Source organism: Pseudoalteromonas luteoviolacea (assembly GCF_021654285.1).
GTDB lineage: Bacteria > Pseudomonadota > Gammaproteobacteria > Enterobacterales > Alteromonadaceae > Pseudoalteromonas > Pseudoalteromonas luteoviolacea_J.
Genome location: NZ_JAKFZS010000031.1, coordinates 35,016 through 61,731 on the forward strand (window position 1 = coordinate 35,016; position 26,716 = coordinate 61,731).

Sequence of the window (26,716 nt, forward strand, 5' to 3'; positions counted from 1 at the left end):
GGCTTATGCCGGTTTTTTTTTCGCAAGAAGCGAAGGAGTCAATGTGCAGTATCAGTTTATTCAAACTCAAGCGGAGTTAGATAAATTTATTAACCTCATTTGTGAAAGTAAAATTTTAGCAATTGATACCGAGTTTATGCGTCGTAGAACGCTGTATCCTGAAAGTGCTTTATTCCAAGTGTATGACGGTACACATCTAGCTTTAATTGACCCATTGATTGATATGGACTTTTCAGCTTTGTGGGCACTTTTTACTTCACAAGATGTGATAAAAGTAATTCATTCTCCCTCTGAAGACATTGAAGTATTCCAAAAATTTGGTGGTATCGTGCCTTCTCCTTTATTTGATACTCAATTTGCGTTGCAGTTGTTGGGCGAGGGGAATTGCGTTGGTTTTGCAAACATGGTTAAAAACCTTTTGGATGTTGAAATCGATAAGAGCATGTCGCGCACAGATTGGCTTAAAAGACCATTATCAGATAAACAGTTGGAATATGCCGCAGCTGATGTTTACTACCTTCTTCCTTGTTTTGAAAAACTAATAAAGAAAATAGAAGAAAAGCAGTTATTTGATATCGTGATATCAGAGAGTGAATTGATTGCTCAAAAGCGTGCTTTTAGAACGCCGGATGAATACCTTTACTTAAACATTAAAAATGTTTGGCAGTTAAGAGGGCGTGATCTTGCTGTATTGAGAGAACTGGCGGCTTGGCGTATGAATAAAGCTGAAAAGAAAAATATCTCGGTGAATTTCATACTTAAAGAGCTCAATATGGTTGAGATTGCTAAGCGGCGTCCTAGTTCACTTTCGAGTATGCGCAATATTCCAGAAGTAGACGCCATGGAAGTGAATCGATCTGGTAAAGAAATATTAGCGTGTATCGAGAAAGGTAAAGCCGTACCAGAAGATACTTTACCTGCAAAAGTAAAAAGACTCATTGACTTTGCACAGTACAAAAGAGCGGCGAAAGAAATTAAGTCAGACATTATGGATGTTGCTAAGAAGAGTAACTTACCTGTTGATGTCATTGCATCTAAAAAGCAAATTAATCAAGTGATCAGCTGGAATTGGAAGCTCAGTGCCAAAGAGCGCGAAGTAATGATAAAACCAGATTTATTCCAGGGCTGGCGTAAGCAACTCATTGGAGATGCGCTTAAAAAGTGGGAAGTATAACTGTTGTTTTAGTTTCTTCGAGCGAAGTAGTGTACTTCGCTCGAACTATCTAATCAGAATTTAACTTGCTCACCTTCATTTAAAATATACAGTGGGGAGCGGCTTTTCAGCTCACCCTTCATATGTAACAGACGAAACAGGGCTGAGTGTGATGTATGATCGCCCATTTTCCAGCTCATATTTCCGTGTCCCCAAGGGATCATAACACCGCAATTTAGCTCATCAGCTGCAATGAGCGCATCTTCTGGCGTTAAATGGACATTTCTATACCACTTTCCATGTTTCTCATGGTGGTAAGATGCAATTGGGATAAGACAGACATCCATATCACCATACTGTTGGTGAATATCTTTAAAGTGCCCAGAGTACCCCGTATCTCCGGCAAAAAACAATTTCCTGCCTTTACTTTCGAATACCCAGCCCCCCCAGAGTGTCTCATCATCATCACTTGTGATCATGGGCACAACAATACGACTACTAAAATGGTGTGCAGGGACAAAATGGACTTTTGTGTCACCGATATCATATTTTGAGAACCAAGGCATTTCGACAATATTATACCCACCAGTAGGAAAGTAATCTGCAAAGTTTAAAGGGGTTAGGTAGGTTGGATGATTACCTATGTTTTCAATATCTGATTTATTGAAGTGGTCATAATGGATATGCGAATAGACGACTGCCTGAGTATCTTCAAGTGTTTGTTTACTGTATGCACTGGGCTCGGTTCGATAAAAACCACCTGCCAAGTGAACAAATGCCCAATCTACAGGCCAGTCAAATTGACCTGTGACAGGGTCAATCAGTATGGTTTCTCCCGAAGGTGTCGTTACGGCAAAGCTAGCGTGACCTAACCATCTAACATTAAAAGCGTTTTCTGTAGTAATGGAAAGCACAGGGTTTTGACCAACATACTGGCAGCGTTCCATGTCATTTTCGCACTGAATATCTTGGCTTTTAGGGTAGCAATTTTCTTTACAAGTATAAGGATAATCTTCGGGCATCTTGTATGTATTGGCAAATTGATGGGTATAGCCTTCAGTCACTTTGTATTTAATGTCTTTGGTCGGTTCCAAGCGATTTACATTATTTTGTGAAGCACAACTTGCTAGTAATATGCAAAGTGGAAGAGGGAAGTATTTGTTTATCATGGGTGTAAAATTTCTTATTGTAATTATCCGAGTCTGTCTCTATCCTAAAATTGCTTAACATTTAGAGTGTTAACCAATTTAATTCACTATGGGAGTGTTATGGAACGAGTTTCAGACGAAACCTGGTACGCAGTTTTAATATTCTTTTCGTTGATAATAGTACCTTTTTTAATAGGGCTCGCAATATTTAAAGTGTATCGAAAAGTGTTTCCATACACACATTCTGAGCATGACTCTATTGTAGAGACGTTAAACGCAAAGCGACTGGGTTTTTTTCGACCTTTTTTAATCGGTTGGATTGTGTGCGGACCAATTGTATATTGGTTTTATAGAGAATATTTGCAATATGTGTAGTGGTTAAATAGGCTCATCCTTGAGCCTGTCTCACACTTAGGAAATTTTATTATTCAATATCATGGTTGCTTGGAAGAGAAACAAAAGAGCCAAACCTTGTGACGGCATACGCCCCACATTTCGCTGAGAAATTGACCAAGTCGAGCACTTGTGCCTCACTACTGACTATTTCTTCAAATGGGGTTTGAGGTAATTTTCGTGTTAGCTCAGCAAGTAAGCCTCCCACAAATGCATCTCCACCCGCGGTTGTATCAACTGCTTTTACATTCGGCGGCGTGATGTATCCAGAAAACTGCTCAGTAAAATAACGAATGTCATTAGCACCGTCAGTGATGACAAGCAATTTAACTTTACTAGATAATATTGCCTCAATGGTGTTTTGCTCATCTTTAGAAGGGTGGGCATGTGTATTTAAAAATACCAACTCTTCTTTAGACAACTTAACCACATCAGATTGAGACATAATGTGCCAAATTCTGTCGAGGCAATGATTCATCGAAGGCCAAAGGTTTTCACGCAAATTCATATCAAAGCTTTTGATAAGGCCATATTGCTTAGCTTTTTCCATTGCTGTGACAGTGCTTAGATAAATGTTTTTCTCTGTCAGACTGTTAGAGCACACATGTAAAATGGTTCCCTGCTCAAACATACTTTCTTCGAAATCTTCTTCACGAAATAGCAAATCCGCTGCTGGTGGTCGATAAAAGCTAAAGCTCCTGTCTCCATCACTATCTAAAGACACAAAGGCCAACGCTGTTTTTGCTTGAGCGGTAAATTTTACAAACTCGGTATTTACTTGTTGACTGGAGAGTTCATCTTTTAAAAAGTGACCAAACATATCATCACCGAGCATACCGCAAAATGTGCTATTTATGCCTTGTTTGGCTACGGCAACAGAGACATTTGCTGGCGCGCCACCAGCATATTTAGTAAAGGATTCCGGTGTGCCACCATCAGATAAAAAGTCTATTAGCGCTTCACCAAAGCAAATAACGCTCATTAACTTCTCTCACTTAAATTGTAGGCTCTCAAGACTTCGTAACAGGCACCCATTGTGTGGTAATCGGTTTTACCAGCAGGGCTCTTTTCATCGCTGTAACTGCGGTTGTCTTGGGTCAGAATTCGATACCAAGCGCCGTATTTATGATCGATCATATTATCCCAGCTGTATTGCCAGATTTTTTCATACCATTGCCAATACTGCTCATCGTTTGTTTCAATTGCTAACAGGGCAGCGGCTGCAAAGCTTTCTGCTTGAACCCAAAAATATTTGTCGCCATCACAAATGCTTTTATCTGGTGCAAAACCGTAGCAAATACCACCATGCTCTTCATCCCACGCATGTTCAAGGGCTTGATCGAATAAGAATTTAGCCTTGTCTACCATCCAAGATTCTGGTTTATGTCTATTTAGGATCAAGAGTAGTTTGGTCCATTCTGTTTGGTGGCCTGGCTGGAAACCCCAAGGTCTAAATAAGTGCTTAGGATTGTCTTTATTGTAATCCCAATCTATTTCCCAATCGCTGTTGTAATGCTCCCAAACTAGACCATCAGCTAAGCTTGCTTGTTTCACTGTCATATTGTGTGCAAGTGTGTAGGCGCGGTCTAAAAACTTGTTATCATTGGTGGCTTCAAAACACATAAGCAGTGCTTCACACATATGCATGTTCGCGTTTTGACCGCGATATTTGTCTGCATTAGTAAAGTTTGCATCAAATTCATCAAGATATAACCCGAACTCAGTGTCATAGTATTTTTGTTCTAATAGTGACCAGACTTGCTCGATAGTATCTTTTGCTGAAGTGATACCTGCTTTTACAGCCATGGCGTTTGCAAGTAATACAAATGCAAGGCCGTAACAATGATTGGTTAGGTCGCTCGCCACACCATTTTCGATAAGCCAAGCGTATCCGCCACTTTCTTGCTTATGGACCTTTTCTAAGTAATCTAGGCCATGTTGCACTAACTCCAAATATTCAGCGTTGTCTGTATTGATATATGCCATGGCATAGTTGAAAACAAATCGCGTACTCGATACTAGATGACGCGTGCTGTCATCATAAATGTCACCGTTATCCTTGAAAAACTGATAAAATCCACCCTTGTTGTCTACGCACCTCGGATGATAGAACGCCATCGTTTTATCAATATGTTGCTGTAAAAAATCTCTACTCTTAAAATCTAGCGACATTATTTGTGCTCCACTCTCAAATCGCGTAGCGGTCAATGTATGTAAGCGCATTTTAAACTGCGATATATACAATAAAAATCTGAACTTGGTCTATTCAGTATATTGACCGTGTTTTCTCATTTATTCATTTACTGTAGCATCTTAAAAAAAATAATGGAACGATCCAATAAAACATTTGTGATTTTCTTGTAACAATGTGTAGAATCATTACATCCTTTAACATGGAGTAATCCGAGTGAGTGAAATCAACATGAATCAAAGCATTGCTGCAGGCACCCAGAACAACGAAAAAAACTACTTTTTTCCGCTTGCTGCGATGACAACCCTGTTCTTTTTATGGGGTTTTATTACTGTATTTAACGATGTTTTAATTCCAAGGTTAAAAAGCGTTTTTGACTTAAACTACACAGAAGCGATGTTAATTCAATTCTGTTTCTTCATTGCCTACTTTGTTGTCTCTCTACCTGCCGGTAATCTAGTTAAGCGACTAGGTTATCAAAAAGGCATTATTATCGGCCTTGTTGTCGCTGCTGCTGGGTGTTTACTATTTTATCCTGCGGTGATAGTGCACCAGTACTGGGTTTTCTTAACTGCTTTATTTGTGATGGCATCAGGTATCGTTATTTTACAGGTTTCTGCTAACCCGTATGTTGCAGCACTGGGTACGCCAAAAACAGCTTCAAGCCGTTTAAACTTAGCGCAAGCACTTAACTCATTGGGCACAACTCTAGGTCCAATCGCTGGTGGTATGTTGTTATTTGGTGCAGGCAGCGCAGCGGTGGTCGAAGCTGCGAATGCTGATTCGGTCAAAGTGCCTTACTTGGTTATTGCAGGTTGCTTGCTCGCAATCGCGGTTGTGTTTGCGTTTTTGAAGCTACCAACAATCGAAGCGCATATTGAAACTGAAGACTGTAAAGTCAAAGACAAAAACTTAAAAGAAGCGCCGCATTTAATGATGGGGGTTGTCGCTATATTTTGTTACGTAGGTGCGGAGGTCTCAATAGGTAGCTTTATCGTAAACTATTTTGCTGAAGAACATATTGGTGGCTTAGATGCGCCAACCGCAGCAAAACTGCTTGGTTATTATTGGGGCGGGGCGATGGTTGGTCGTTTTATTGGTTCCCAAGCACTTAAATACGTAGCGCCTTCGAAAGCATTGGTATTCAACTCAGTATTTGTCATGTTGTTGTTGGCAATGACCATGTTTACAGAAGGTAATATTGCGATGGTGTCTGTGTTGGCGATAGGTTTGTTTAACTCAATCATGTTCCCAACTATTTTTACAACTGCAATTGAAGGCCTAGGTTCACTGACAAGTAAAGGTTCAGGTTGGTTGTGTTTGGCCATTGTTGGTGGTGCTATTATCCCTTTATTACAAGGGGTTGTAGCAGACACGATGCATATTCAAATCAGTTTCATTGTACCGCTTGTTTGCTATATTTTCATTGCTTGGTACGGCTTAAATGTTGTCAAACTATCAAAGCAATGGCATGACAAAATAGCGTAACGCTAAAACTTCTTTCCAATAAGGCAAGTGTTCACTTGCCTTTTTTAACTTAAATTTATAAATTTCTATCTCATAAGTATTGAATACGTATTCATAGACGTTGTATATTAAACCTAGTTGGAACGATCCAATCATAATTTAGAATAAAGGAGAGGCACATGCATCGCTCTATTTGGGCTGCAGCTATGTTGTCACTTACCTCAATTTCTTCGGTAAGTGTGGCAAGCGAATCAAACACGCAGTGGGTTGATACATTCATTGGTACTGGCGGAGATGGTCACACATTCCCCGGTGCAGTTGTTCCATTCGGTATGGTCCAATTGAGTCCTGATACTGATAACCCTATGCGCGGCGTTTCACCACAACCAGAAATATACAAGCGCTGTGCAGGCTATCACTATGATGATCATACGATAGTAGGTTTCTCTCATACGCATTTCTCAGGCACTGGTCATTCTGATTTAGGTGACTTATTGGTTATGCCAATCACTGGCGATGTAAAACTAACGGCAGGTACTGCAGAAAAGCCAGATACTGGCTATCGTTCGCGCTTTTCTCACGATAAAGAGTGGTCAGAGCCGGGTTATTATGGCGTTGAATTACAAGACTACGATGTGACTGCTGAGCTAACAGCAACAACTCGTGTGGGTATGCACAAGTATACCTTTAATAGCCATGATGACGGCCATGTTCTATTTGATTTAACTAGTTCAATTTATAACTTCGAGAACAAGGTTATTTGGAGTGACATTCGTAAGGTAGATGACAGAACGCTAGTTGCTTACCGTGCGACTAATGGTTGGGCGCGCAATAGACAAATGTACTTTGCAATTCAATTCTCGCAGCCTATCGATGACTATGAGTTTATCAACGAAGACAACATGCGTTACAGATGTATGAATTGTCTGAATACCAAGCAAAAGCACTCAACGATTGAAAACAAAGCAGTTAAAATGACTGCGGGTAAAGCAGTTAAATTTGTTGCTTCATTCGATGGCCTAAAAGACAAACCGCTGTACGTTAAAGTTGGTTTGTCGGCGGTGAGCCGTTCAAATGCACTTGAAAACTTAAATGCAGAAATTCCGCATTGGGACTTTGATAAAGTGCGTGCTGAGTCAAAGCAGCTTTGGGCTAATTACTTAGATAAAGTTGATGTTGAAGGCACCGTATCTGAAAAGCGTCAATTTTACACTGCGCTATATCACGCATTACAAGCTCCAAGCATTTACCAAGACGTAAACGGTCAATACCGAGGTGTTGATGGTGAGATCCATGACGGTAAGGGCTTTGAACACTACACATTATTCTCTCTTTGGGATACTTATCGCGCACTGCACCCGTTACTGACGTACATCGACCCAGATCGCGTATCGGGCATGATCCAATCTATGTTAGTTCACTATCAACAAAGTTATGAAAAGATGCTGCCTATTTGGTCTTTCCATGCACATGAAACTTGGACAATGATTGGCTATCACGCTGTATCGGTCATTGCAGACGCTTATCTTAAAGGTATTCGTGATTATGACATTGATTTAGCGGTTGAAGCGATAACTAACACGGCAAATAACAAGGTGTATGACGCGATCCCAGAGTATAAAAAGTATGGCTATGTACCTATGGATGTATTGCCAGAGTCAGTATCTATTACGCTAGAGTATGCGTACGATGATTATGCTATTGCACGTATGTTTGAGGCGATGGGCAAAACAGAGCTGGCTAAAGATTACTATGCACGTGCAATGAGTTACAGAAACGTGTTTGATCCTGAAACTAAGTTCATGCGTGGTCGTGATACTAAAGGTAACTGGAACCCTGATTTCAATGCATATGAAGCGAAGTATATGGGCGCATTTACAGAAGGTAACTCGATGCAGTACAGCTTCTACGTACCGCACGATGTTGCAGGCCTAATTGACTTGATGGGCGGCGATGACGCATTTGAAAAGCGTTTAGATGACTTATTCGATACCCATTTATCTGCTGACATGATCAAAGAGCATGAAGATATCGCAGGTTTAATTGGTAACTATGCACACGGTAATGAGCCAAGCCACCATATTGCTTACCTTTATAACTATGCGGGTAAGCCATGGCGTACACAAGAGCGCATCCGTCAAATCATGGATACACTGAGCTCTGACAAGCCTGATGGTCTTGCGGGCAACGATGATGTTGGTCAGATGTCTGCGTGGTATATTTTCTCAGCGATGGGTTTCTACCCAGTAGCACCGGGTGATTTGTCATACGCAATTGGCGCGCCGCAAACACCTAAAGTCACCTTAAAGCTGGCAAATGGTAAAACATTCACAACGACTGCTAAAGGCTTAAGTAAAACACATAAGTATATTCAATCTGTGAGCTTAAATGGTAAGCCACTAAACCGTAACTACTTAACGCACGCAGATATTATGGCTGGTGGTGAGCTTAAGTATGTAATGAGTGATAAGCCGAACAAAGCATGGGGTAGCGAAATTAGCGCACGTCCACCGTCAATGTCGGAGTATAACTAAGCATGAAATTGAAAACTGCAATTTCTTCGCTTGCAGTGGCTATGGGCCTTATGGTCCATAGCGCATCAGCGTTAGATAAAATTGATACCGCAATTAAGCCAATCCAGTTTCAATCTGACATTGCTTGGCAGCAGTTTCCTCTGCCGAATGTACAAATTAGAAACTTCAGCAAAGAAAACGTACCCGTTTGGCAGCACGTCAATGTCAATTTGATAAAGCAGATCTCGTATAACGTTGCACGTATTCTTTACAGTGAAAAACAGCGTGCTCCAAAGCTACCATTATTAGAGATCATCATAAAAGATATGGATGGTGTTGCTTATAAAGAAGGTAACTTTGATGGTGCTAAAATTCATATCAGTGCACAATATCTCAATAAATTTGCACAAAACAACAGTGCACAAGCGCTGTATGATGAGTTAATCGGCGTGCTTTATCATGAAATAGCCCATGCGTATCAGCTAGATGATCATAATTACCAAGAGATTGGCCCGATTATCGAAGGTATCGCTGATGTTGTTCGGATGAAAGGCGGTTATGTCGATTTTGAACATCGTAAGGCGGGTGGTAATTACGACACAGGCTATAAAACCACTGCGTTTTTCTTGCATTGGTTAGAAGAAAATCACCACCCTAACTTGTTGGTAGAACTAAACGCCCAATTAGATCCTTCTGATAACAAAAAATGGAGCTGGAAGAGTTTTTCATCTGAGATGGAAATTAATCTCGACACAGCTTGGTCGAATTATCAAAGTAAACTCTAATTTTAGTTCTTTTTTACTATATCAAAGGCAAGTCTAACTTGCCTTTTTTATTGCCAATTAAAAATAATTCAATAAATTTATAATATAAAGATAAAAACTGCCGATAACAGGGGGACAAACCCGTAAAGATTTGATACAACCTACTTAGTAGTAGATAAGAACAACAACAGGATCTGCATGTTTAGCGCCTTTAAATTTACCACCAAAATCACACTTGCGGCCTCGGTCGTACTTGTTATCGTTTTAAGTCTATTTACAGTGAATAACTTTGTCTTGATGCGTTCTCAAACACAAGACCAGTTAACACTTGTATTACAAGAAATTTCTCAATCAGTGTCACAAAATATTGCTAATTGGTTAAATGACCGTTTAGATATTGTTCAGGCCGTGGCAAATGGCCACTTAAAATCTGATGGTAAAGAAGATGTACGCCGAAGATTGCAAACAGCTGCCGCAGCGGGTCATTTCAAAAATACCTTCATTGGTACACCCGACGGTCAATTCGTGTTAAATGATGCGTCTATCGTGTTACCAAGCGATTTTGATGCCACGACTCGGCCTTGGTATCAACTCGCGATGCAAAAGCGTGACACAGCTTTTACAACACCTTATACAGATGCAACAACCAATGAGCTGACAATTACAGCGGTTGTGCCCGTCTACAGCAATGGGGTGCTGTCTGGTGCTGCGGGCGGTGACATTGATATGGCAACCATCACAGAAATCATCAATGAAATAGATTTTCTTGGTTTTGGTTATGGCTTTTTGCTCGACGGTGAAGGGCGTATATTAAGCCATCCTAATACGCAGATGAATGACAAAAACATGCGTCAACTATTCGGTCAGCAACTTAATTTACAACAAGAGTTTGTAGAGCTTGAGATTGATGGCAAAGAAAAGCTAGTGTCTTTTGTCAAAATGCATGGCATTAAAAACGTTGATTGGTTTTTAGGCGTAGTGATCGACAAAGAGATAGCGTACTCCTCTATTTCTTCGTTTAGAAATATGGCGTTGATCTATATGTTGTTAGGTGTAGTGGTTATTGTTGTGATGATGCAATTGCTACTTAAGTATCTAATGAGGCCAATGACACATCTAAACGAAGCGATAAAGGACATTGCACAAGGTGAAGGTGACTTAACCAGACGGCTTGTTGTTGAAAACAACGATGAGTTTGGAGAGCTTTCTAATTACTTCAACTTGTTTGTAGAGAAAATTCACCAAAGTATTTCTAAAGTAAAAAGCACCACAGATGCACTTGAAAATGTGATGGAAGGGTTGCAAAAGCAAACCCAAGAAGCGCTTGATATTTATACTGAGCAAACAAAGCGTACGGACAATGTTGCTACAGCTATTAACGAGCTGTCTTCAAGTGCGATTGAAATTTCGAATAATGCCAAGCATGCATCGGAATTAGCAACGGGTGCCAATAATTTATCTGATCAAAGTCAATCTGCATTAAATTCAAATATTGAAGAAATCGGTGCTCTGAGCTCTAAAATGCAAGAAGCTCAGTCAACTATTGACGGACTTGATAGATTGACCGCAAGTATCGGTCAGGTATTGGAAGTGATTAAAGGGGTGAGTGAGCAGACAAACTTACTAGCACTAAACGCGGCGATAGAAGCTGCACGTGCCGGCGAAGCGGGTCGTGGTTTTGCGGTTGTTGCAGACGAAGTAAGACAACTTGCACAGCGTACTCAGGAGTCTACACAAGAGATTGAAAATACCATTGGTGAATTGCAGCAAGGCTCTGCCTCGGCGGTAGCGGTGATGAAACTGAGTATTGAAGACTCTAGTGCAAGTGCAGAGCAGGCACAGTCAGCGGGAACTAAAATGCAAGAAGTCTCTCACGCTATAGAATCAATCGATGGTATGAACCATGCGGTTGCTAATGCAACACAAGAGCAAAACACCGTAATACAGTCCTTAGATGGGGACATTCACGGCATTAGCGACTTATGTGTTCAAGGGAGCGCAAGCTTGCAACAAACGTTGGATGAATGCAAAACCTTAAAATTGCAATTTGATGAATTAGAACACATGATGAATAAATTTAAGGTATAACAATTATAGGGCTGCATAATGCAGCCCTTTTTAATATTGAATTAATTAGTATAAATCCATTCTTTAAACTTATATTACACCTGTCACAGTAATGTATTAATTGCGCAACACGGTTGTCATTTTTCATATTTAAACTGCACACACTTCAAAATTGGAACAAGCAAATATTATAAAAGGTGTGTGAGATGAAGTGCGTTAACCAATTGCTTTTAGCGGGCGCGTTTGCAGTAGCAAGCAGTGCGCAGGCAAATGATCTCAATCAAGTAATAGACTCTAGCTCTGTCATTAATAAATCAGCGCTAACTTCTCAAAATAAAATCGATGCGATTTCAGATAATATGCAGTCTCGTCTGCAGCAATTTAGAACGCTTAATAAGGAAATTGAAGGTCTTGTTGTTTATAACAGCCAACTAGAAAAGCAAATTAATAACCAGCTTGAGGAAATGGCAGCCATTAATGCGTCGATGGATCAGGTCTCTGTTATTGAGCGTCAGATCACGCCATTGATGCTGCGAATGATTGCAGGTCTTGAACAGTTTGTCGCGTTAGATGTGCCTTTCTTGTCAGAAGAGCGTGCAAATCGTATAGCGACGCTTAAAACAATGATGGATAGAGCCGACATCACTTCAAGTGAAAAATTCCGCCGTGTGTTAGAAGCGTATCAAGTAGAAGTTGAATACGGTCGCACAATTGAAGCTTATTCAACACTTATTACCATTGATGGACAAGAGCGCGAAGTAGACATGCTGCGCATTGGTCGTCTAGAGCTGTTGTATGTCACTAAAGACGCAGCAAAAGCTGGTAGTTGGAATAAAGAGTCAAAGCAATTTGTCGCTTTGCCTAACACCAACATTAGCCAAATCAATAAGGGTGTTCGCATTGCTCGCAAGCAATTAGCCCCTGATATGTTAACACTGCCAGTCCAAGCTGCTCAATAAGAGGTATAACTAATGAGCTTTTTAAAATCATTCAGCCGCAAAGCATTACTTGTATCCTCAATGGCACTAAGTGCATCTGCATTTGCAAATGAAGCGATGGATTTAGATGCGCTACTTAAAACGTTAGAATCAGGACAAGTTGCGCAATCTCAACAAAATAAACAGCGTGAAGCTGAGTTCAAATCGCGTGAAGATCAGCAAGTGAGAATGTTGAACGCACTTGTATCAGATCGTAACAATCAGTTAAATCGCTCTGAGCGCATGGAAACCCAGTTTGAAGAAAATGAAATTAAACTAGGCAACCTAAGCGATACGCTATCTAAGCGTATGGGTTCTTTAAAAGAGTTATTTGGTGTTTTACAGCAAGCGTCAGGTGATGCAAGCTCAAAATTCAGAACCTCTGTTGTCTCTGCCGAAATTCAAAATCGCAGTGATGTGATGGATGAGATGGCTAAAAAAATGGGCTCTACATCTAAGCTTGCATCGATAGAAGACATCGAAAAAGTATGGTTTGAGCTTCAGCGTGAAATGACCGAGCAGGGCAAGGTGACTCGTTATAATACCGATGTCATTGTTGCCGGTGGCCAAAAGGTTAATAAAGAGGTTATGCGTGTTGGTGCGTTTAACCTAATCGCAGATGGTAAATACCTAACTTTTACGCATGAAACAAACACAATTTCAGAATTAACTCGTCAGCCTGTATCTCGCTTCCAACAAAGTGCAGCAGACTTGCAAGGTATTAGCTCAGGTAGTGCCGACTTTGCGTTAGACCCAACGGGCGGTTCAATATTAGGGTTATTAGTTCAAGCACCAAATAGAAAAGAACAAGTAGAGCAAGGGGGTGTTGTTGGCTACGTTATTTTGGCTGTCGGCGCACTTGCTTTATTAATCGCACTTGAGCGTTTTGTATCGCTTATGTTGATTGGCGCTAAGATCAAACGCCAGCTTAAATCCGATGTTGCAAAAGACGACAATCCGCTTGGTCGTGTAATGAAAGTCAAAGATCAATATCCTGATGTTGCCTATGACACATTAGAGCTTAAATTAAGCGAAGCAATATTACGTGAAATGCCAAAAATTACACGTAACTTAACGTTAATTAAGATCATCTCAGTGGTTGCGCCTTTACTTGGTCTACTTGGTACGGTGACCGGTATGATCAATACCTTCCAAGCAATTACTTTGTTTGGTACAGGTGACCCTAAGCTTATGGCTGGTGGTATTTCGACAGCACTTGTAACAACGGTACTTGGTCTTGTCGTCGCTATCCCGACGGTATTCTTGTACACAGTATTGAATACACGTTCACGCAACCTGCTTCTTATCCTTCAAGAGCAAAGCGCAGGCATTATCGCAGAGCGAAGTGAAAAGGGAGCGTAATCATGGTGCTACTAGTAGATGCAATTACCGCACTACAAGAGTTCCTTGATACGGGTGGCCAGGTTCTCCTGGTCATCGCAGTAGTCACCTTTGCTATGTGGTTACTTATCCTGGAGCGTTTTATGTACTTTTTTGGAAAGTACAGAGGCTATAAAAAGCAGACGGTAAAAACTTGGCAAGATAGAGCTGAAAGAAATAGCTGGAATGCAGAGCAAATCCGCCAAGCCATGATCTCTAAAGCAGGTATTTCACTAAACAGTAACTTGCCATTCATCAATGTGATGGTAGCGCTTTGTCCTTTACTTGGCCTACTCGGTACAGTTACAGGCATGATTGAAGTATTTAACGTCATGGCAATTACAGGTTCAGGCAGCGCACGTTCAATGGCTGCGGGTGTATCAAAAGCCACCATACCGACAATGGCCGGAATGGTAGCTGCTTTGTCAGGAGTATTCGCGTCTACATATTTACAGCGTAAAGCGAAACGAGAAGTTGAGCTTTTAGAAGATAAATTGCTGTTAGATCACTAAAGAATTTGAGGTATAAAAATGAGAGCCCCTCTAGCAAAAGTTTTCCAAGAAGAAGAAACCGAAGAAATTAACATGACGCCGATGTTGGACGTTGTATTCATCATGCTTATCTTCTTCATTGTGACCGCTTCATTCGTTAAGGAAGCAGGGATAGATGTTAACCGACCAGAAGCTGCAACAGCCGTGAAAAAGCAACGAGCCAATATTCTGGTTGCGATTTCAGACAAAGGGGAAATCTGGATTAATAAACGTCAAATCGATATTCGAGCTGTTCAAGCAAATATCGAGCGTTTAAAAGCAGAAAACCCGCAGGGCAGTGTTGTCATTCAAGCTGATAAAAAGGCAACGACTGAAATACTAATTAAGGTAATGGACGCGTCAAGAGCGGCAGGTGCGTTTGATGTATCTATTGCTGCACAAGAGTCCTAAGGGAAGAAAATGCGTTACATAATTGCATTATTAGTTGCGGGTGTCGTTACATTCTTCTTATTTCTAGGTATGCAGGCTTTGATTAACGGCGGTCAAGGTACTGCTACTGAGCCTGTTAAAGGCAATGTCCTTGACTTTGTTAGATTGAAAAAAGAAGAAACGATTGAAAAGAAAGAGCGCAAGCCTGAAAAGCCTCCAACGCCTAAAGAGCCGCCTCCCCCCATGGATGCGCCACAAATGCAGGCGAATAATCTAGATGCAGCGGGTGCAAATTTTGATTTCTCTGCAAATGTAGATGCTGATGTAGATTTAGCAGGTGGCTTAGCACTTGAGTCCAGTGATGGAGAGTACTTACCAATTGTAAAAGTTGCACCAGTATATCCAAGGCGTGCACTTTCAAGAGGAATTGAAGGGTTTGTCATTGTTGAGTTTGTGGTTACTAAACAAGGCACAGTGCGAGATCCTGTGGTTGTGCAAGCTGAGCCTGAAAATATTTTCAACCGTGCCGCAATGGATGCTGCCCTCAAGTTTAAGTACAAACCGCGTGTAGTTAACGGTGAAGCAGTTGAAGTTGGCGGCGTACAAAACAAAATCACCTTCCAAATTAATGGGTAGAGTTAGGAGTTTGTATTATGACATTAATCAAAAATATACTGGTTCTTAGTGCGACGGCTCTAGCCATTAACGCGGCTATTAGCTTTGTGTCTTTAGTGCCTGAAGTGTCACTTTCAAGTGCGTATGCTGCGACTAAAACAAAACGTGTTCCGGCGCTCAGAGAAAAGGTATATAGCCAACTTGCCAGGGCACAGAAGCTTGCAGATGATGGTAATGTTCAAGAAGGTCTTGAGGTTTTAGATTCAATTAAAGCGCGCTCATCGAGTATGAACTCCTATGAAGTTGCTATGATGCATAACTTTTATGGTTTTATTTATTACAACGAAAACCAGCTAGATAAAGCGATTGAATCTTTTGAGCTCGTAGTGGCTGAAGAGGCAATTCCAGAGTCATTAAAACTATCAACGACATTCAGTTTAGCGCAACTTGCCATGGCCAATGGCGATTATGCTAAAACAGTCTCGTATTTAGATGATTGGAAAGCATTAAATACTCAGCCAGTAAAAGAAAATTATTATACATTGAAGGCCCAAGCTTTATATCAGAATAAATCGTATAAAGCGGCACTTGAAAATATTAATATTGCAATTGCACTTGCTGAGTCTAAAAATGAAGTACCAAAAGAGAACTGGTTAGTACTTCAACGTGCTTTATACTATTCGTTAAATCAACCTACGGATGTGGTAAATACCTTAGAAAAGATGGTTAAGCTTTTTGATAAGCCGCAGTATTGGATCCAACTTGGAGGAATGTATGGTGAAGTTGGAGCTGAAGAAAAGCAGCTTGCCATTTTAGAAACTGCCAAACAGCGTGGATTTATTAAAACAAAATCTGAAGTACTCCAACTTTCTCAAGTTTATTTATACAATGGCTTGCCATTTAAAGCTGCGCAGACTTTGCAAGAAGGTATAAAGAATAAGGTAATCGAAAATACCGAAAAGAATTTATCATTTATTGCAGAGGCCTACGTACAAGCGCGTGATGAGAAAAAATCAATCGAGTTTTTCAAATCTGCTGATAATCTGGTGTCTCATGGTAAATTTCAGCAGCGACTAGCGGAAGTATATATTAATCTAGAGCACTTTGACGAAGCAGCAGACGCTGCAAGGGCTGCGCTTGAAAAAGGTGGGTTGACTTTTGAGTCAAATGCGTATGTTGCGCTTGGTATGGCGCAGTATAATTTAGAAAATTTCGACGCATCTATACTGGCATTTGAACAAGCTGAAAAGCATAAAAAGTCAGCAGCGTTAGCGCGTCAATGGATTAAGTACGTAAAAAATGAAAAGCTTCATAAACAGAGTTTAAAAGAAACGTTAATGTAAAGTATAATAATTATTCGCAACACCAAAGCCGCCTTCGGGTGGCTTTTTTATTTTAAATAAAATTATCCTTGTCATCTTAAGTTATAAAATCTGTCACCCATTTGTAACACGGAATACCTATTCTAACTCCATTAAATAAATACGGTTATAACAATTATATCTTTGGAGACCAACATGAACCTTTCTGGTTTATTTAAAGTAAGCTTAATTTCTTCTGCTCTTGTACTAGCTGGTTGCGGTGGCGGCGACATCAATATCACTCCTACAAATAATGACAATCACGTAGACAACTCAGTTGAAAATCCGGTCGTTATTCCAGATACAGGCACTGGTGGTGATAACAATGGCGGTGGTGATGATAACGACGGTGATAAAGTTGTAGGACCTACATGTGCAAGTTACACAATTGGCGGTTCTACATTTGAAGGTGACGTAGAAGGTATTAATTGTAAGTACCCTCAATCATTTGCTAGCCGTGGCAAGAGCATCTCATCTTCATTCTTACTAGAAGCATTACCAAATGGCGGCTCGCACATTTTTGAAGGTGCACTTTTCATCGGTGATGATGTTGATACTTCTAAAGGCGGCACAATTGACCTTGATGGTCCAATTTTAACAATTGAAGCCGGTGCGACGATTGCATTTACTAAAGCTGATAGCTTTGTGCGTATCGGCCGTGGTTCTAAAATCCATGCGGTTGGTGAGCTTGACAAGCCAATTACATTCACCTCTATCAAAGAAATCGACGGTGATGCATCAACAGTACCTGCCATGCAGGACTGGGGTGGTATCCAGATTAATGGTTTAGCGACAACCGTAGAGTGTACTAAAACTGAAGCTGAATCAGGCATGTGTAATGTACCTGCTGAAGGCGTAGTGTCTTATTACGGTGGTAACAACGATGCTGACAACAGTGGCTCATTAGAGCATGTTGTTGTTAAATTTGCAGGCAACGGTGTAGAAGGTGATGAGCTTAACTCTATTACATTAAATGCGGTTGGTTCAGGTACTACAGTTGAATATATCCACATCCACCAAGGTTACGACGATGGTATTGAGCTATTTGGTGGCCAAGTTAACATCAAGCATATTGTTGTAACAGACACTGCTGATGACGGTATTGACTGGGATACAGGTTGGAAAGGTAACGGTCAGTTCATCCTAGTTCAAACGCTTAACCAAGGTAACCATGGTTTTGAAACCGATGGTGGCAAAAAAGACCCGACGACTGATGCTGGCGCAGACAGAGCGACAACGGTTTCTAACCCAACAATTGCGAATGCGACAGTAGTGAGCAACGGTATTAAAGGTCCTCGCGGTCACGGTGCGGGTATGGAAATGAAAGAGTGGGGTAAAGCTCAACTTCATAATATGCTGTTCGTAAGTAAAGGTACTGAAGCAGGTTCTGCATGTTTTGACCTGTATGACAAAAATGAAGGTTCTGGTCCGGTAGGCGTTCACGCAAATGCAAAAGCTGGTGACATTAAGTTCCACAACTCAATTTTTGCTTGTGCATATAACTTTGAACCAGAAAATATCGTGTTAGACGGTGATTTGGCTGATTTTGATATCGCACAGTGGTTCACAGAAGATGGTAACCAACTAGTTGGTTTCAGCGCGTTTGAAAACGTACTTGGTGCAGATTTAGCGACTACTAACGGTACTATCAAAGATAAAGATGGTAACAATGTAAGCGTTGAGTCATCAAAGCTTAGCGACGAGAATTCATTCTTTACTGACGTAACATATGTTGGTGCATTAGGTGAAGATGAGACGGACACAAACTGGGCAAAATTCGTAGCACAGTCAATCGAACGTACAAAATAATCTAAGCCATAAAAGAAAAACTTGAAGGGCGCTTTAATGCGCCCTTTGTGAATCGAAATTTTGGTTTAGAGGAATTACAAATGAAACCAATCAAAGTGTTTAAAACAAATTTGATAACGATTTCTTTGCTTTCTCTTTTAAGTCCTTTGTCTGCACAGGTTATGGCGCAAGAGACTGCACAAGAAATTGAAGAAGTTGTCGCGGTAGGAAGCCGCTTAAAGGGCAGTGCAAGTGCTGTCATTGAAGAGCGTAAGAACCAAGCCTTTGTTGCTGATATCATGGGCGCTGAGCAAATTTCTCGTACAGGTGACAGTGACGCAGCATCAGCACTACGCCGTGTTACAGGTCTGAGTCTAGTAAATGACAAATTTATTTATGTACGAGGCCTTGGTGAACGTTACTCAAGTGTTCGTCTAAACGGTGCGCAGGTACCAAGTCCAGATTTAACACGTAATGTTATCCCATTGGATATCTTCCCATCCAGCATCATTGAGTCATTGGCTGTTCAAAAGGCGTATTCACCGAATATGCCAGCAGCGTTTGGTGGTGGTGATGTAAATATTCGTACCAAGAGCATCCCGAACGATCGCATAATAAAGCTAGAAGTTGGTTTAACGCACAAAGATACGAACAGTACTGGTTTTGTATATAACGGCAGCGACGACGATTGGTTAGGCGAAGACGACGGACTACGCGCAATGCCAAGTACAATGAATGCGGCGCTTAACAAATATATCAACGGCATTTCTGACATTTCAGTTTTAAATATTCGTGATATTGAATCTAAAGAGCGTGGCGAGGCTGTTTCTCAAGATGAAGCGATCGCAATCAACAAGTCTTTGACTAAATCACTGCACCGCGATTTTGGTATGGTTGAAAAAGACTTGGACCCGGACTTTGGCGCAAAGCTCGTTTATGGTGATAAGTTTGATGACGTTTTTGGCTTGGGTGGCGCATTTGGGTTCTTATTCTCAGCGGCTTATGATCATGAGTGGTCTCATAGCAAAGGATATTCAGCGGTTCTGTCGTCTGTTGATGTAAAACCGGAAGATTGTGGTAAGTCTGAATTAGAGTGTTACTCTGCGAGAACAGACAAAGAATCAACTAAGAAAAACGTTAAGTTAAATACATCCCTTAACCTGGGTTATAAACTTGATGGCCATGACTTAAATGCGTCTTATATGATGCTCAGAGATACAGAAGATGAGGCGTCAGTTTCCCTTTATCAAGAGCCTTCAAAGTCGTTAAGTATCGAAAGTGGTGAAATACAACGTAAAAACCTAACCTCGTTCGAGCAACGTGAATTAGAAGTGATTCAATTCCGTGGTACGCATAATATCGAATATGACTTCATCAAAGGCGTCGGGTTCGATTGGCAGTATACGGACTCAACTGCAACGACTGATATTCCAAGTGAACTTGAAATCACTGCCAGAGATCGTTATACAGATGGCGTTTACACAGACACGTATACGAGCGGTCCTTTAGGTGGTGATCCCTTCCTATATCGTTTTGTAGATATGGAAGACAAGGTTGAAAACTACGGGTGGAATTTGTCAAAAGCATTCTATTTTGACTCTTCTGAAGTTGAGCTCAAAGGCGGTGCATATTACGTAGATAAAACACGTGAATATAAAACAGACTTCTTTAAATATCGCTTTGGTCCAACAGAAAATATCGTTCTAGCGACTAATGCAAATGAGGCATTGGGTATAGGCAGTATTTTCCGTGATGACGAGCGAGTTGATAATACAGAAGTAGAGCTTCTTTTCCAGGAGCCAACTGCCGATGATTACATAGCAGCACAAAAAACTGATGCGTATTATGGTAGTTTTGACTATGTGTATGCGAATGATTGGCGCTTTTCTGGCGGTTTAAGATATGAAGACTTCAGGCAGGTTGCACTTGCATTCTCACGCTCTGTATTTGATTCGGCCTTATTAAGCGAACAATTAAGTGGTGAAGCAATCCAGCAAGCCTCAGTAATGGAAGATGAGACTTTTGCTTCATTATCTATGACATATAGCCAGCCTACATATCAGATAAGAGCTGGTTGGGGTCAAACGATTGTAAGACCGGACCTACGTGAATTAACACCTGTTCAGTATCAAGACCCACTCACAGATTACAGAACACTGGGTAACCCAACGTTACAATCAAGTAATTTAGATAACTTTGATGTGCGTGTGGAGTTTTACTTTGAAAGCGGTGATAACTTCTCAGTTGGTGCCTTCTATAAAGATATCGAAAAACCTATCGAAGCCCAGCTTAACGAGCGAGATGGGCGTTTTACTTTAGAGTTTGAAAACGCTGATACGGCATACGTATACGGTCTTGAAGCTGAATGGCTGGTGGAATTATCATCTGATTTCTTAGGTGGCGCGTTCTTTACTTCTGGAAACTTAACAGTAAGTGATTCAGAAGTTGAAATTCTAGAGAGTGCAAGAGGGGACTTAACGAACCTTCAACGTCGCATGACTGGTCACTCTAAGTATGTTGCAAACTTACAGTTGAACTATGATTCTCACGATGGTAATCATCAGGGCTCGGTTATTTATAACGTCTTCGGAGATCGTATCTTAGCAGCTGGTGTAAACGGTTTTGATGATGCTTACGAGCAACCAATTAACTCTTTGGATGTCGTGTATAGCTATTACCCGACCTTCAGCACGACAGTTACCTTTAAAGTGAAGAACTTGCTTGGTCAAGACTTTGAGGTTGAACAAAATGGTGCGTTGATCCGCTCTAAAGAAACAGCGCAACAAGTAAGCTTAGATTTCGCAATCGAATTTTAAGTCAACTTATTAAGATTAAGGGTCACTCAAAGAGTGGCCCTTTTTTATATTTGATAATATTAAAATAATTATAGATTAAGAGTAGTATATTTATTTTAATTTCTATTAAATGTGTACCGCTTTTTATCGTCTTGATATCGTAATTAGAGATTGTTGTTTGTAATTAATAACTTTCACGTGAGAAATATTACATTTACGTAAGCGTAAACATATATTAGATTTGGATTTTTTTTATAATCTAGATCAATATTAAGACTGATTTTTACTTGATAATAGTACTAATTTGACTCATAATAGCTAACACAAAAGGGTTATCGCATATCCTTACCATATTCAGGTATTTTGTTTACATAAAATAAACATATTACCAAAACAGAGTTCTAGTTTGATGCGCAGCATCAAGCTTGGACGCAACCTTTACATGTTGTATCCAAACCCCGCATTGCGGGGTTTTTTTATATCTGAAGGTAAGCTTATCTTTACTTCCAGCGTATTAATCGTCTAATCACCAGCCTATTTGGGCGACTGTCATTTTATTTCAAATGCTTTGATATGAGTTATTTTTTAGTTGGCTTAAAAAGTACTAGAGCTGATTGATTAATTTTGATAGGTTAGACGTCTAGACGTACCCCTCACGCAATGAGTAATTTTAAATAAATAAAGGGTAATGTAATGAATAGTGTAGGATTTATCGGCTGGCGCGGCATGGTTGGCTCAGTGTTGATGGAGCGTATGCAACAAGAAGGTGATTTTGCTCACCTTGATGCGCATTTTTTTACTACCTCCCAGTCAGGCCAATTAGGCCCAGACTTTGCGGGTGAAGCCAAGCCGCTCAATAACGCATATGACATACCTGCTTTAAAAGAAATGGACATTATTGTGTCTTGCCAAGGTGGTGACTATACAAAAGAAGTGTATCAACCCCTGAGAGATGCTGGGTGGGAAGGTTATTGGATTGATGCTGCATCAGCATTAAGAATGTCTAGTGATAGTATCATTGTACTTGACCCGGTAAACAATGATGTTATTCAGCAGGGGCTAGAGCAGGGCGTTAAGACGTTTGTTGGCGGTAACTGTACAGTTTCTCTAATGCTGCTGGCGCTTGGTGGCCTGTTTGAGAAAGATTTGATTGAGTGGGTTAGCCCTATGACATATCAGGCGGCTTCAGGCGCTGGTGCTCGAAATATGAGAGAGCTTATTACACAAATGGGTGAAATTCATAGCAGCGTAAGTGCGCAGCTTGAGAATCCATCTTCTGCTATTTTGGAAATTGATAAAATTGTTGCTGATAAACTCAAAAACGATGCATTGCCAAAAGATCAGTTTGGTGTTCCGCTTGCTGGTAGTTTGATCCCCTGGATTGATGTCCCTATGGAGTCAGGCCAGAGTAAAGAAGAATGGAAGGCTGAAGTTGAAGCCAATAAGATTTTAGGTTCAGTTAAGCAACCAATTCCAGTAGATGGTCTATGTGTGCGCATCGGCGCAATGCGCTGTCACTCACAGGCAATGACCATTAAATTGCGTGAAGACATCGAAGTCAGTGAAATAGAGCGTATCCTCGATGAGCATAATGAGTGGGTTCAAGTTATTCCAAATGAGAGAAGTGTTACGGAACAAGAATTAACTCCGGTTAAAGTGACTGGTTCTTTACATATCCCAATTGGCAGGATCAGAAAGCTGTCGATGGGTGAAAAATATATCAGCGCCTTTACAGTGGGCGATCAGCTATTATGGGGGGCTGCGGAGCCACTTCGTAGAATGCTTCGAATCATCACAGGTTAACTGTTAAAAGTGCCTAGTAATTAAACTAGGCACTGCAATTTTTTAAAAGTGGAATTCATAAACACTGTAAGTGTGATCTACGCCATTACGATCTGTCGCAGTTGTAGGTCGCAAGCTACTATCTAAGAACCACTTAGCCTACACCATTGAACCATCCTGACATGTACACCCTCTGTACAAGCAATTCTTTAACTTGCTGATACACCTACATATTTATTCTTGTATCGACATACTTCTAAATGCGGGTAATGTCAGATGCAAGCTTGCAATAAACCTTCATAGGATGGCTTCAAAACATATCTACGTGTTTTTATAATATGGAGGGCCATATTGCGCTCATTTTTTTATTCTGTATCGTTATTAAGATGAAATGTACAAAGTAGTTATAAAAATACAACTTCAATACCTAAGAAAATATTCACCTAAGCATGGGTCAAAAATTGGCAGTATCCACTTACCCATTCTGAATGAACATTTAACGATAGCATCAAAATGAAATGCACATTTGACCAATGCACTCAGCCCTGAGACCAACTACTTTTTCATACCTCGGAAAAGGAAAAACTCCCAAACACGCTGAACTCTAAAGTTCACTTTAATTTAACACTTGGGTTGAGTTTCATAATTTAATTGATTGCAAAAGCTATGATAAATGAAGTGAACTAACGACAATATACTTATAAAAAGGGACAAAATAAATGTGTACCTAAAAAGATTGGGTTTTAATGTCGTAATCCATCGCTATCGTATATAGGAAAAACTAAACAATTAAAGTAGATGAATACCAGCCTTATTCTTATAGATGTAACGAAATTTATACTAAATAGAGTGACTGATACCCCATCCTTTTCCATCTAAGTTAGCTCGCAAACTCAATATTATCACTCAAGTATTTAGTGTTTGTACAAAGTGCACACTTATTGATATTTATAAAATAATGATTGTCGGGTAATATACCTGTGCGATTTACGCTCAATTTTAAAAGGATGATTTATGAAAAAAGCAATTAAAAATGCTTCTTTGTCTTTTTTATTGCTTGGCGCATATAGTGCTAATGCAGAATACACTCGAAATGAGTGGATTGATAAGTTCGACCTAATAAGCGCGCAATATCAAGCTCAATATCCAAACAGTTTCAGCCGCTCTAGCAATCTAGCTTGGGCAGAAGCGTACTATTTAGACGCCTTGATAGAAATGTATCTGGGTACAAACAATCCAGAATACTTAGATATATTCACTTTACGTGCGGATATGGCGATTGCCCTTGCTAAAGATGATACAGGAATGGGCATAGATGGCTATAAAGGTTGGGGAGAGTGGGTATATTCTATTGACGCAATTGATAATTTTGGTGCTGAAGATGTTGATCCTCAAGACAGTTCGTTACCTGCAAACTGGCATCGCTGGCAATCGACAGCTGAAACTGCTTTTAGAAATACGACTGACAAGGTTGCTGATGGCAAAAGCCGCGCTGGGTTCACGGTGAAAACTGCTCCTGAAACTAATCGTTGGCATGTTTTGCAAACACCGTTAAGGAATCCACATAAATCAAATGAGCATTTTGACCCCAATGGTAAATATCAAATTAATTTTCATGCAAAAATTGAAAATTGTGATAGTGGCGTTAAAGGCCTATTACAGGTTTACGATTTTACTGAAAGAAAGCTGCTTTTAAACACATACGTTGAATCTCATAGTTACACTAACCATATCGCGGAATTTATTGCGCCTTCCAATCCATCTAATGACGTTCATATCAGGCTATACGCAACAGATTATAAAAAGAACTGTACAGTGCATTTTGACAATATTAGAGTAAGATCTTGGCGCGAATATCTTGTTCATGACGGCATGATAACGGCACCGATGGCTAAGTTTATTAAGTTGGCAAGGGCAGGGCGACTTGATGCACGCTTTAACACCTTGGCTGATGGCTATTATGACTTTCTAATAAATCATACATTCCCTAAGTGGGAAAAAGACCTACACAGTACATTAAATGGCAATCTAGTTTATTTGTTTGCCAATGACTCTTCTAGCAGAAAGCCTGGTCAATCCTTACCTCATAATCAGTATCTTGCATTACAGCGCACCTACGCTGAACTTGCTCAGATTGAGGGAAGTGACCCTAATCATCAATTGATGGCAAAACAGTTGATTGATGCTTTTAAAAGCAGTCTAACGCTTGGGCAATATCAGCCAAATTCAGGCTTGCCAGTTAATAAATACGAGTGGAGTTATTGGAGCTTACTTACTGAGAGGGACACAATAAGTGATGGTTTTAACTGGACAGGAACGGAAGATACCAGTCACGGAAATTTAGATATTGCATCGGTTGTAAGTAGCTATCATGCAGGACTTGGGTTTAGCAAAGAGGAAATGAGCTACTTTGCTAATACTGCTGATTTTATGATTTCACATTGTACAAATTTTAGTAGACATGTGAATAAATGCTACGACTCCGAATCTTTAACGTCTTTAAGGTGGTGGGTGCAACTAGCTGAATTTAAACCAAGTATTTATCACGATTCGGAAGCTAAATTAACCTCGGTGTTTGATGCAATTCAAGGGGTAAACCAACGTTATTACATGGGCGCGATTGCACAACTGGTTAAAGGGTATAGAGTTTATGACCAATCATTTGATGTTACTTATGAAAATGCTTTACCCGCAGAATGGCGCCATTGGCAGTCAACGTCAAAGACTGTATTTTTGAGCGCGAATAGTGCATTTAGTGGTGCACAAGGGTTAACTGTAAAGAACAAACCAACTTATGGTTGGCAAGTTGCGCAAAAGGTATTTAATTATGAGCCTGGTGCGACGTATAGGCTAGAATCTATGGCGCGCGTATTTTCTGGAGACGCAAACGCTCGCATTATGATTTACGATGCAACGAGTAAAAAATCAATCGCTCAGACGATCTCCACGAGTCGAACTTGGTCGCCATTAAATATGGAGTTTACGGTGCCAGAAACCACAGGGCATCAATTGCAAATTTATCTGTATTCAACAAATTGGCAAGTTGACAGTGAAATCCATTTTGATGATTTAGAGATATACCGCATTAATTAAGTTGTTCGTTTTGGCCTGCACAGAGAGTGCTGGCCACAACGAGTTTAGCAGCCTTGATTTTTAAGAGGTGAAAGTTATTATCAGATATTGAAAAAAAGTATTGCGTGCATATTTGTTTTAATAGCTTTTTAATTAGTCATTATTAGCACCATAATTGATAGCAGTGACATATCATTAAATATCCCATAATTTACGTTATGTTAAATTAGATAAAATATCTGGTTGGAGGTAGATACACCTTCACTTTCTTTACAAAAGTAAATGTATTTTTAGTTAATGTCCAATACTAACCAGTATCGGACTTAGTGG

General features: G+C 40.3%; 18 protein-coding genes. 15 read left to right on the forward strand and 3 right to left on the reverse strand.

Going from position 1 to position 26,716, the window contains the following annotated elements:
* The first annotated feature begins 43 nt into the window (after positions 1 to 43).
* Positions 44 to 1,174 (forward strand): ribonuclease D, encoded by a 1,131-nt coding sequence (gene rnd / locus L1077_RS22375; RefSeq protein ID WP_211037221.1) that lies wholly within the window; start codon positions 44 to 46, stop codon positions 1,172 to 1,174.
* A gap of 53 nt (positions 1,175 to 1,227) precedes the next feature.
* Here the strand turns inward: rnd and L1077_RS22380 are convergent, their stop codons facing one another.
* The 3 genes from L1077_RS22380 to L1077_RS22390 form a co-directional block, all read right to left on the reverse strand.
* Positions 1,228 to 2,322 (reverse strand): MBL fold metallo-hydrolase, encoded by a 1,095-nt coding sequence (locus tag L1077_RS22380; protein WP_063361684.1) that lies wholly within the window; start codon positions 2,320 to 2,322, stop codon positions 1,228 to 1,230.
* Between the two features lie 403 nt (positions 2,323 to 2,725).
* Positions 2,726 to 3,676 (reverse strand): carbohydrate kinase family protein, encoded by a 951-nt coding sequence (locus L1077_RS22385; RefSeq protein ID WP_237139082.1) that lies wholly within the window; start codon positions 3,674 to 3,676, stop codon positions 2,726 to 2,728.
* The gene (locus L1077_RS22390) at positions 3,676 to 4,866 is read right to left on the reverse strand and encodes an AGE family epimerase/isomerase (RefSeq protein WP_237139083.1); all 1,191 of its coding nucleotides are present in this window, start codon (positions 4,864 to 4,866) and stop codon (positions 3,676 to 3,678) included. The genes L1077_RS22385 and L1077_RS22390 overlap by 1 nt, the downstream gene beginning before the upstream one ends.
* Positions 4,867 to 5,101: 235 nt before the next feature.
* Between L1077_RS22390 and L1077_RS22395 the strand changes: the two genes are divergently transcribed.
* From L1077_RS22395 to L1077_RS22460, 14 genes are all read left to right on the forward strand, one after another.
* Positions 5,102 to 6,373 (forward strand): sugar MFS transporter, encoded by a 1,272-nt coding sequence (locus tag L1077_RS22395; protein WP_440589559.1) that lies wholly within the window; start codon positions 5,102 to 5,104, stop codon positions 6,371 to 6,373.
* A 185-nt stretch (positions 6,374 to 6,558) separates the two neighbouring features.
* On the forward strand, positions 6,559 to 8,886 hold the full coding sequence (locus L1077_RS22400; protein WP_237139100.1) for a GH92 family glycosyl hydrolase: 2,328 nt from the start codon (positions 6,559 to 6,561) through the stop codon (positions 8,884 to 8,886).
* Between the two features lie 2 nt (positions 8,887 to 8,888).
* Positions 8,889 to 9,650: a basic secretory family protein gene (locus L1077_RS22405; protein ID WP_237139084.1), complete on the forward strand. Its 762-nt coding sequence runs from the start codon at positions 8,889 to 8,891 to the stop codon at positions 9,648 to 9,650.
* 177 nt (positions 9,651 to 9,827) lie between these two features.
* On the forward strand, positions 9,828 to 11,717 hold the full coding sequence (locus L1077_RS22410; RefSeq protein ID WP_237139085.1) for a methyl-accepting chemotaxis protein: 1,890 nt from the start codon (positions 9,828 to 9,830) through the stop codon (positions 11,715 to 11,717).
* Between the two features lie 185 nt (positions 11,718 to 11,902).
* Positions 11,903 to 12,655, forward strand: a complete 753-nt coding sequence (locus tag L1077_RS22415) for a DUF3450 domain-containing protein (protein ID WP_237139086.1) — start codon at positions 11,903 to 11,905, stop codon at positions 12,653 to 12,655.
* A 60-nt stretch (positions 12,656 to 12,715) separates the two neighbouring features.
* Positions 12,716 to 14,035 carry a MotA/TolQ/ExbB proton channel family protein gene (locus L1077_RS22420; protein ID WP_440589560.1) on the forward strand — a complete coding sequence of 440 codons (1,320 nt, stop codon included), beginning with the start codon at positions 12,716 to 12,718 and terminating at the stop codon, positions 14,033 to 14,035.
* A gap of 2 nt (positions 14,036 to 14,037) precedes the next feature.
* Positions 14,038 to 14,565: a MotA/TolQ/ExbB proton channel family protein gene (locus L1077_RS22425; protein WP_237139088.1), complete on the forward strand. Its 528-nt coding sequence runs from the start codon at positions 14,038 to 14,040 to the stop codon at positions 14,563 to 14,565.
* Positions 14,566 to 14,583: 18 nt separating this feature from the next.
* Positions 14,584 to 14,994 carry an ExbD/TolR family protein gene (locus L1077_RS22430; protein ID WP_039610430.1) on the forward strand — a complete coding sequence of 137 codons (411 nt, stop codon included), beginning with the start codon at positions 14,584 to 14,586 and terminating at the stop codon, positions 14,992 to 14,994.
* Between the two features lie 9 nt (positions 14,995 to 15,003).
* Positions 15,004 to 15,609 carry an energy transducer TonB gene (locus tag L1077_RS22435; protein ID WP_063361694.1) on the forward strand — a complete coding sequence of 202 codons (606 nt, stop codon included), beginning with the start codon at positions 15,004 to 15,006 and terminating at the stop codon, positions 15,607 to 15,609.
* A gap of 17 nt (positions 15,610 to 15,626) precedes the next feature.
* Positions 15,627 to 16,931, forward strand: a complete 1,305-nt coding sequence (locus L1077_RS22440) for a tetratricopeptide repeat protein (RefSeq protein WP_237139089.1) — start codon at positions 15,627 to 15,629, stop codon at positions 16,929 to 16,931.
* Between the two features lie 174 nt (positions 16,932 to 17,105).
* Entirely contained in the window at positions 17,106 to 18,758 is a 1,653-nt protein-coding gene (locus L1077_RS22445) for a hypothetical protein (RefSeq protein ID WP_237139090.1), read from the forward strand.
* A gap of 80 nt (positions 18,759 to 18,838) precedes the next feature.
* Positions 18,839 to 21,553, forward strand: coding sequence for a TonB-dependent receptor plug domain-containing protein (locus tag L1077_RS22450; RefSeq protein ID WP_237139091.1), 2,715 nt, complete (start codon positions 18,839 to 18,841; stop codon positions 21,551 to 21,553).
* Positions 21,554 to 22,225: 672 nt separating this feature from the next.
* Positions 22,226 to 23,335: an aspartate-semialdehyde dehydrogenase gene (gene asd, locus L1077_RS22455; protein WP_237139092.1), complete on the forward strand. Its 1,110-nt coding sequence runs from the start codon at positions 22,226 to 22,228 to the stop codon at positions 23,333 to 23,335.
* Between the two features lie 993 nt (positions 23,336 to 24,328).
* Positions 24,329 to 26,407 carry a hypothetical protein gene (locus tag L1077_RS22460; protein WP_237139093.1) on the forward strand — a complete coding sequence of 693 codons (2,079 nt, stop codon included), beginning with the start codon at positions 24,329 to 24,331 and terminating at the stop codon, positions 26,405 to 26,407.
* Positions 26,408 to 26,716 lie beyond the last annotated feature (309 nt).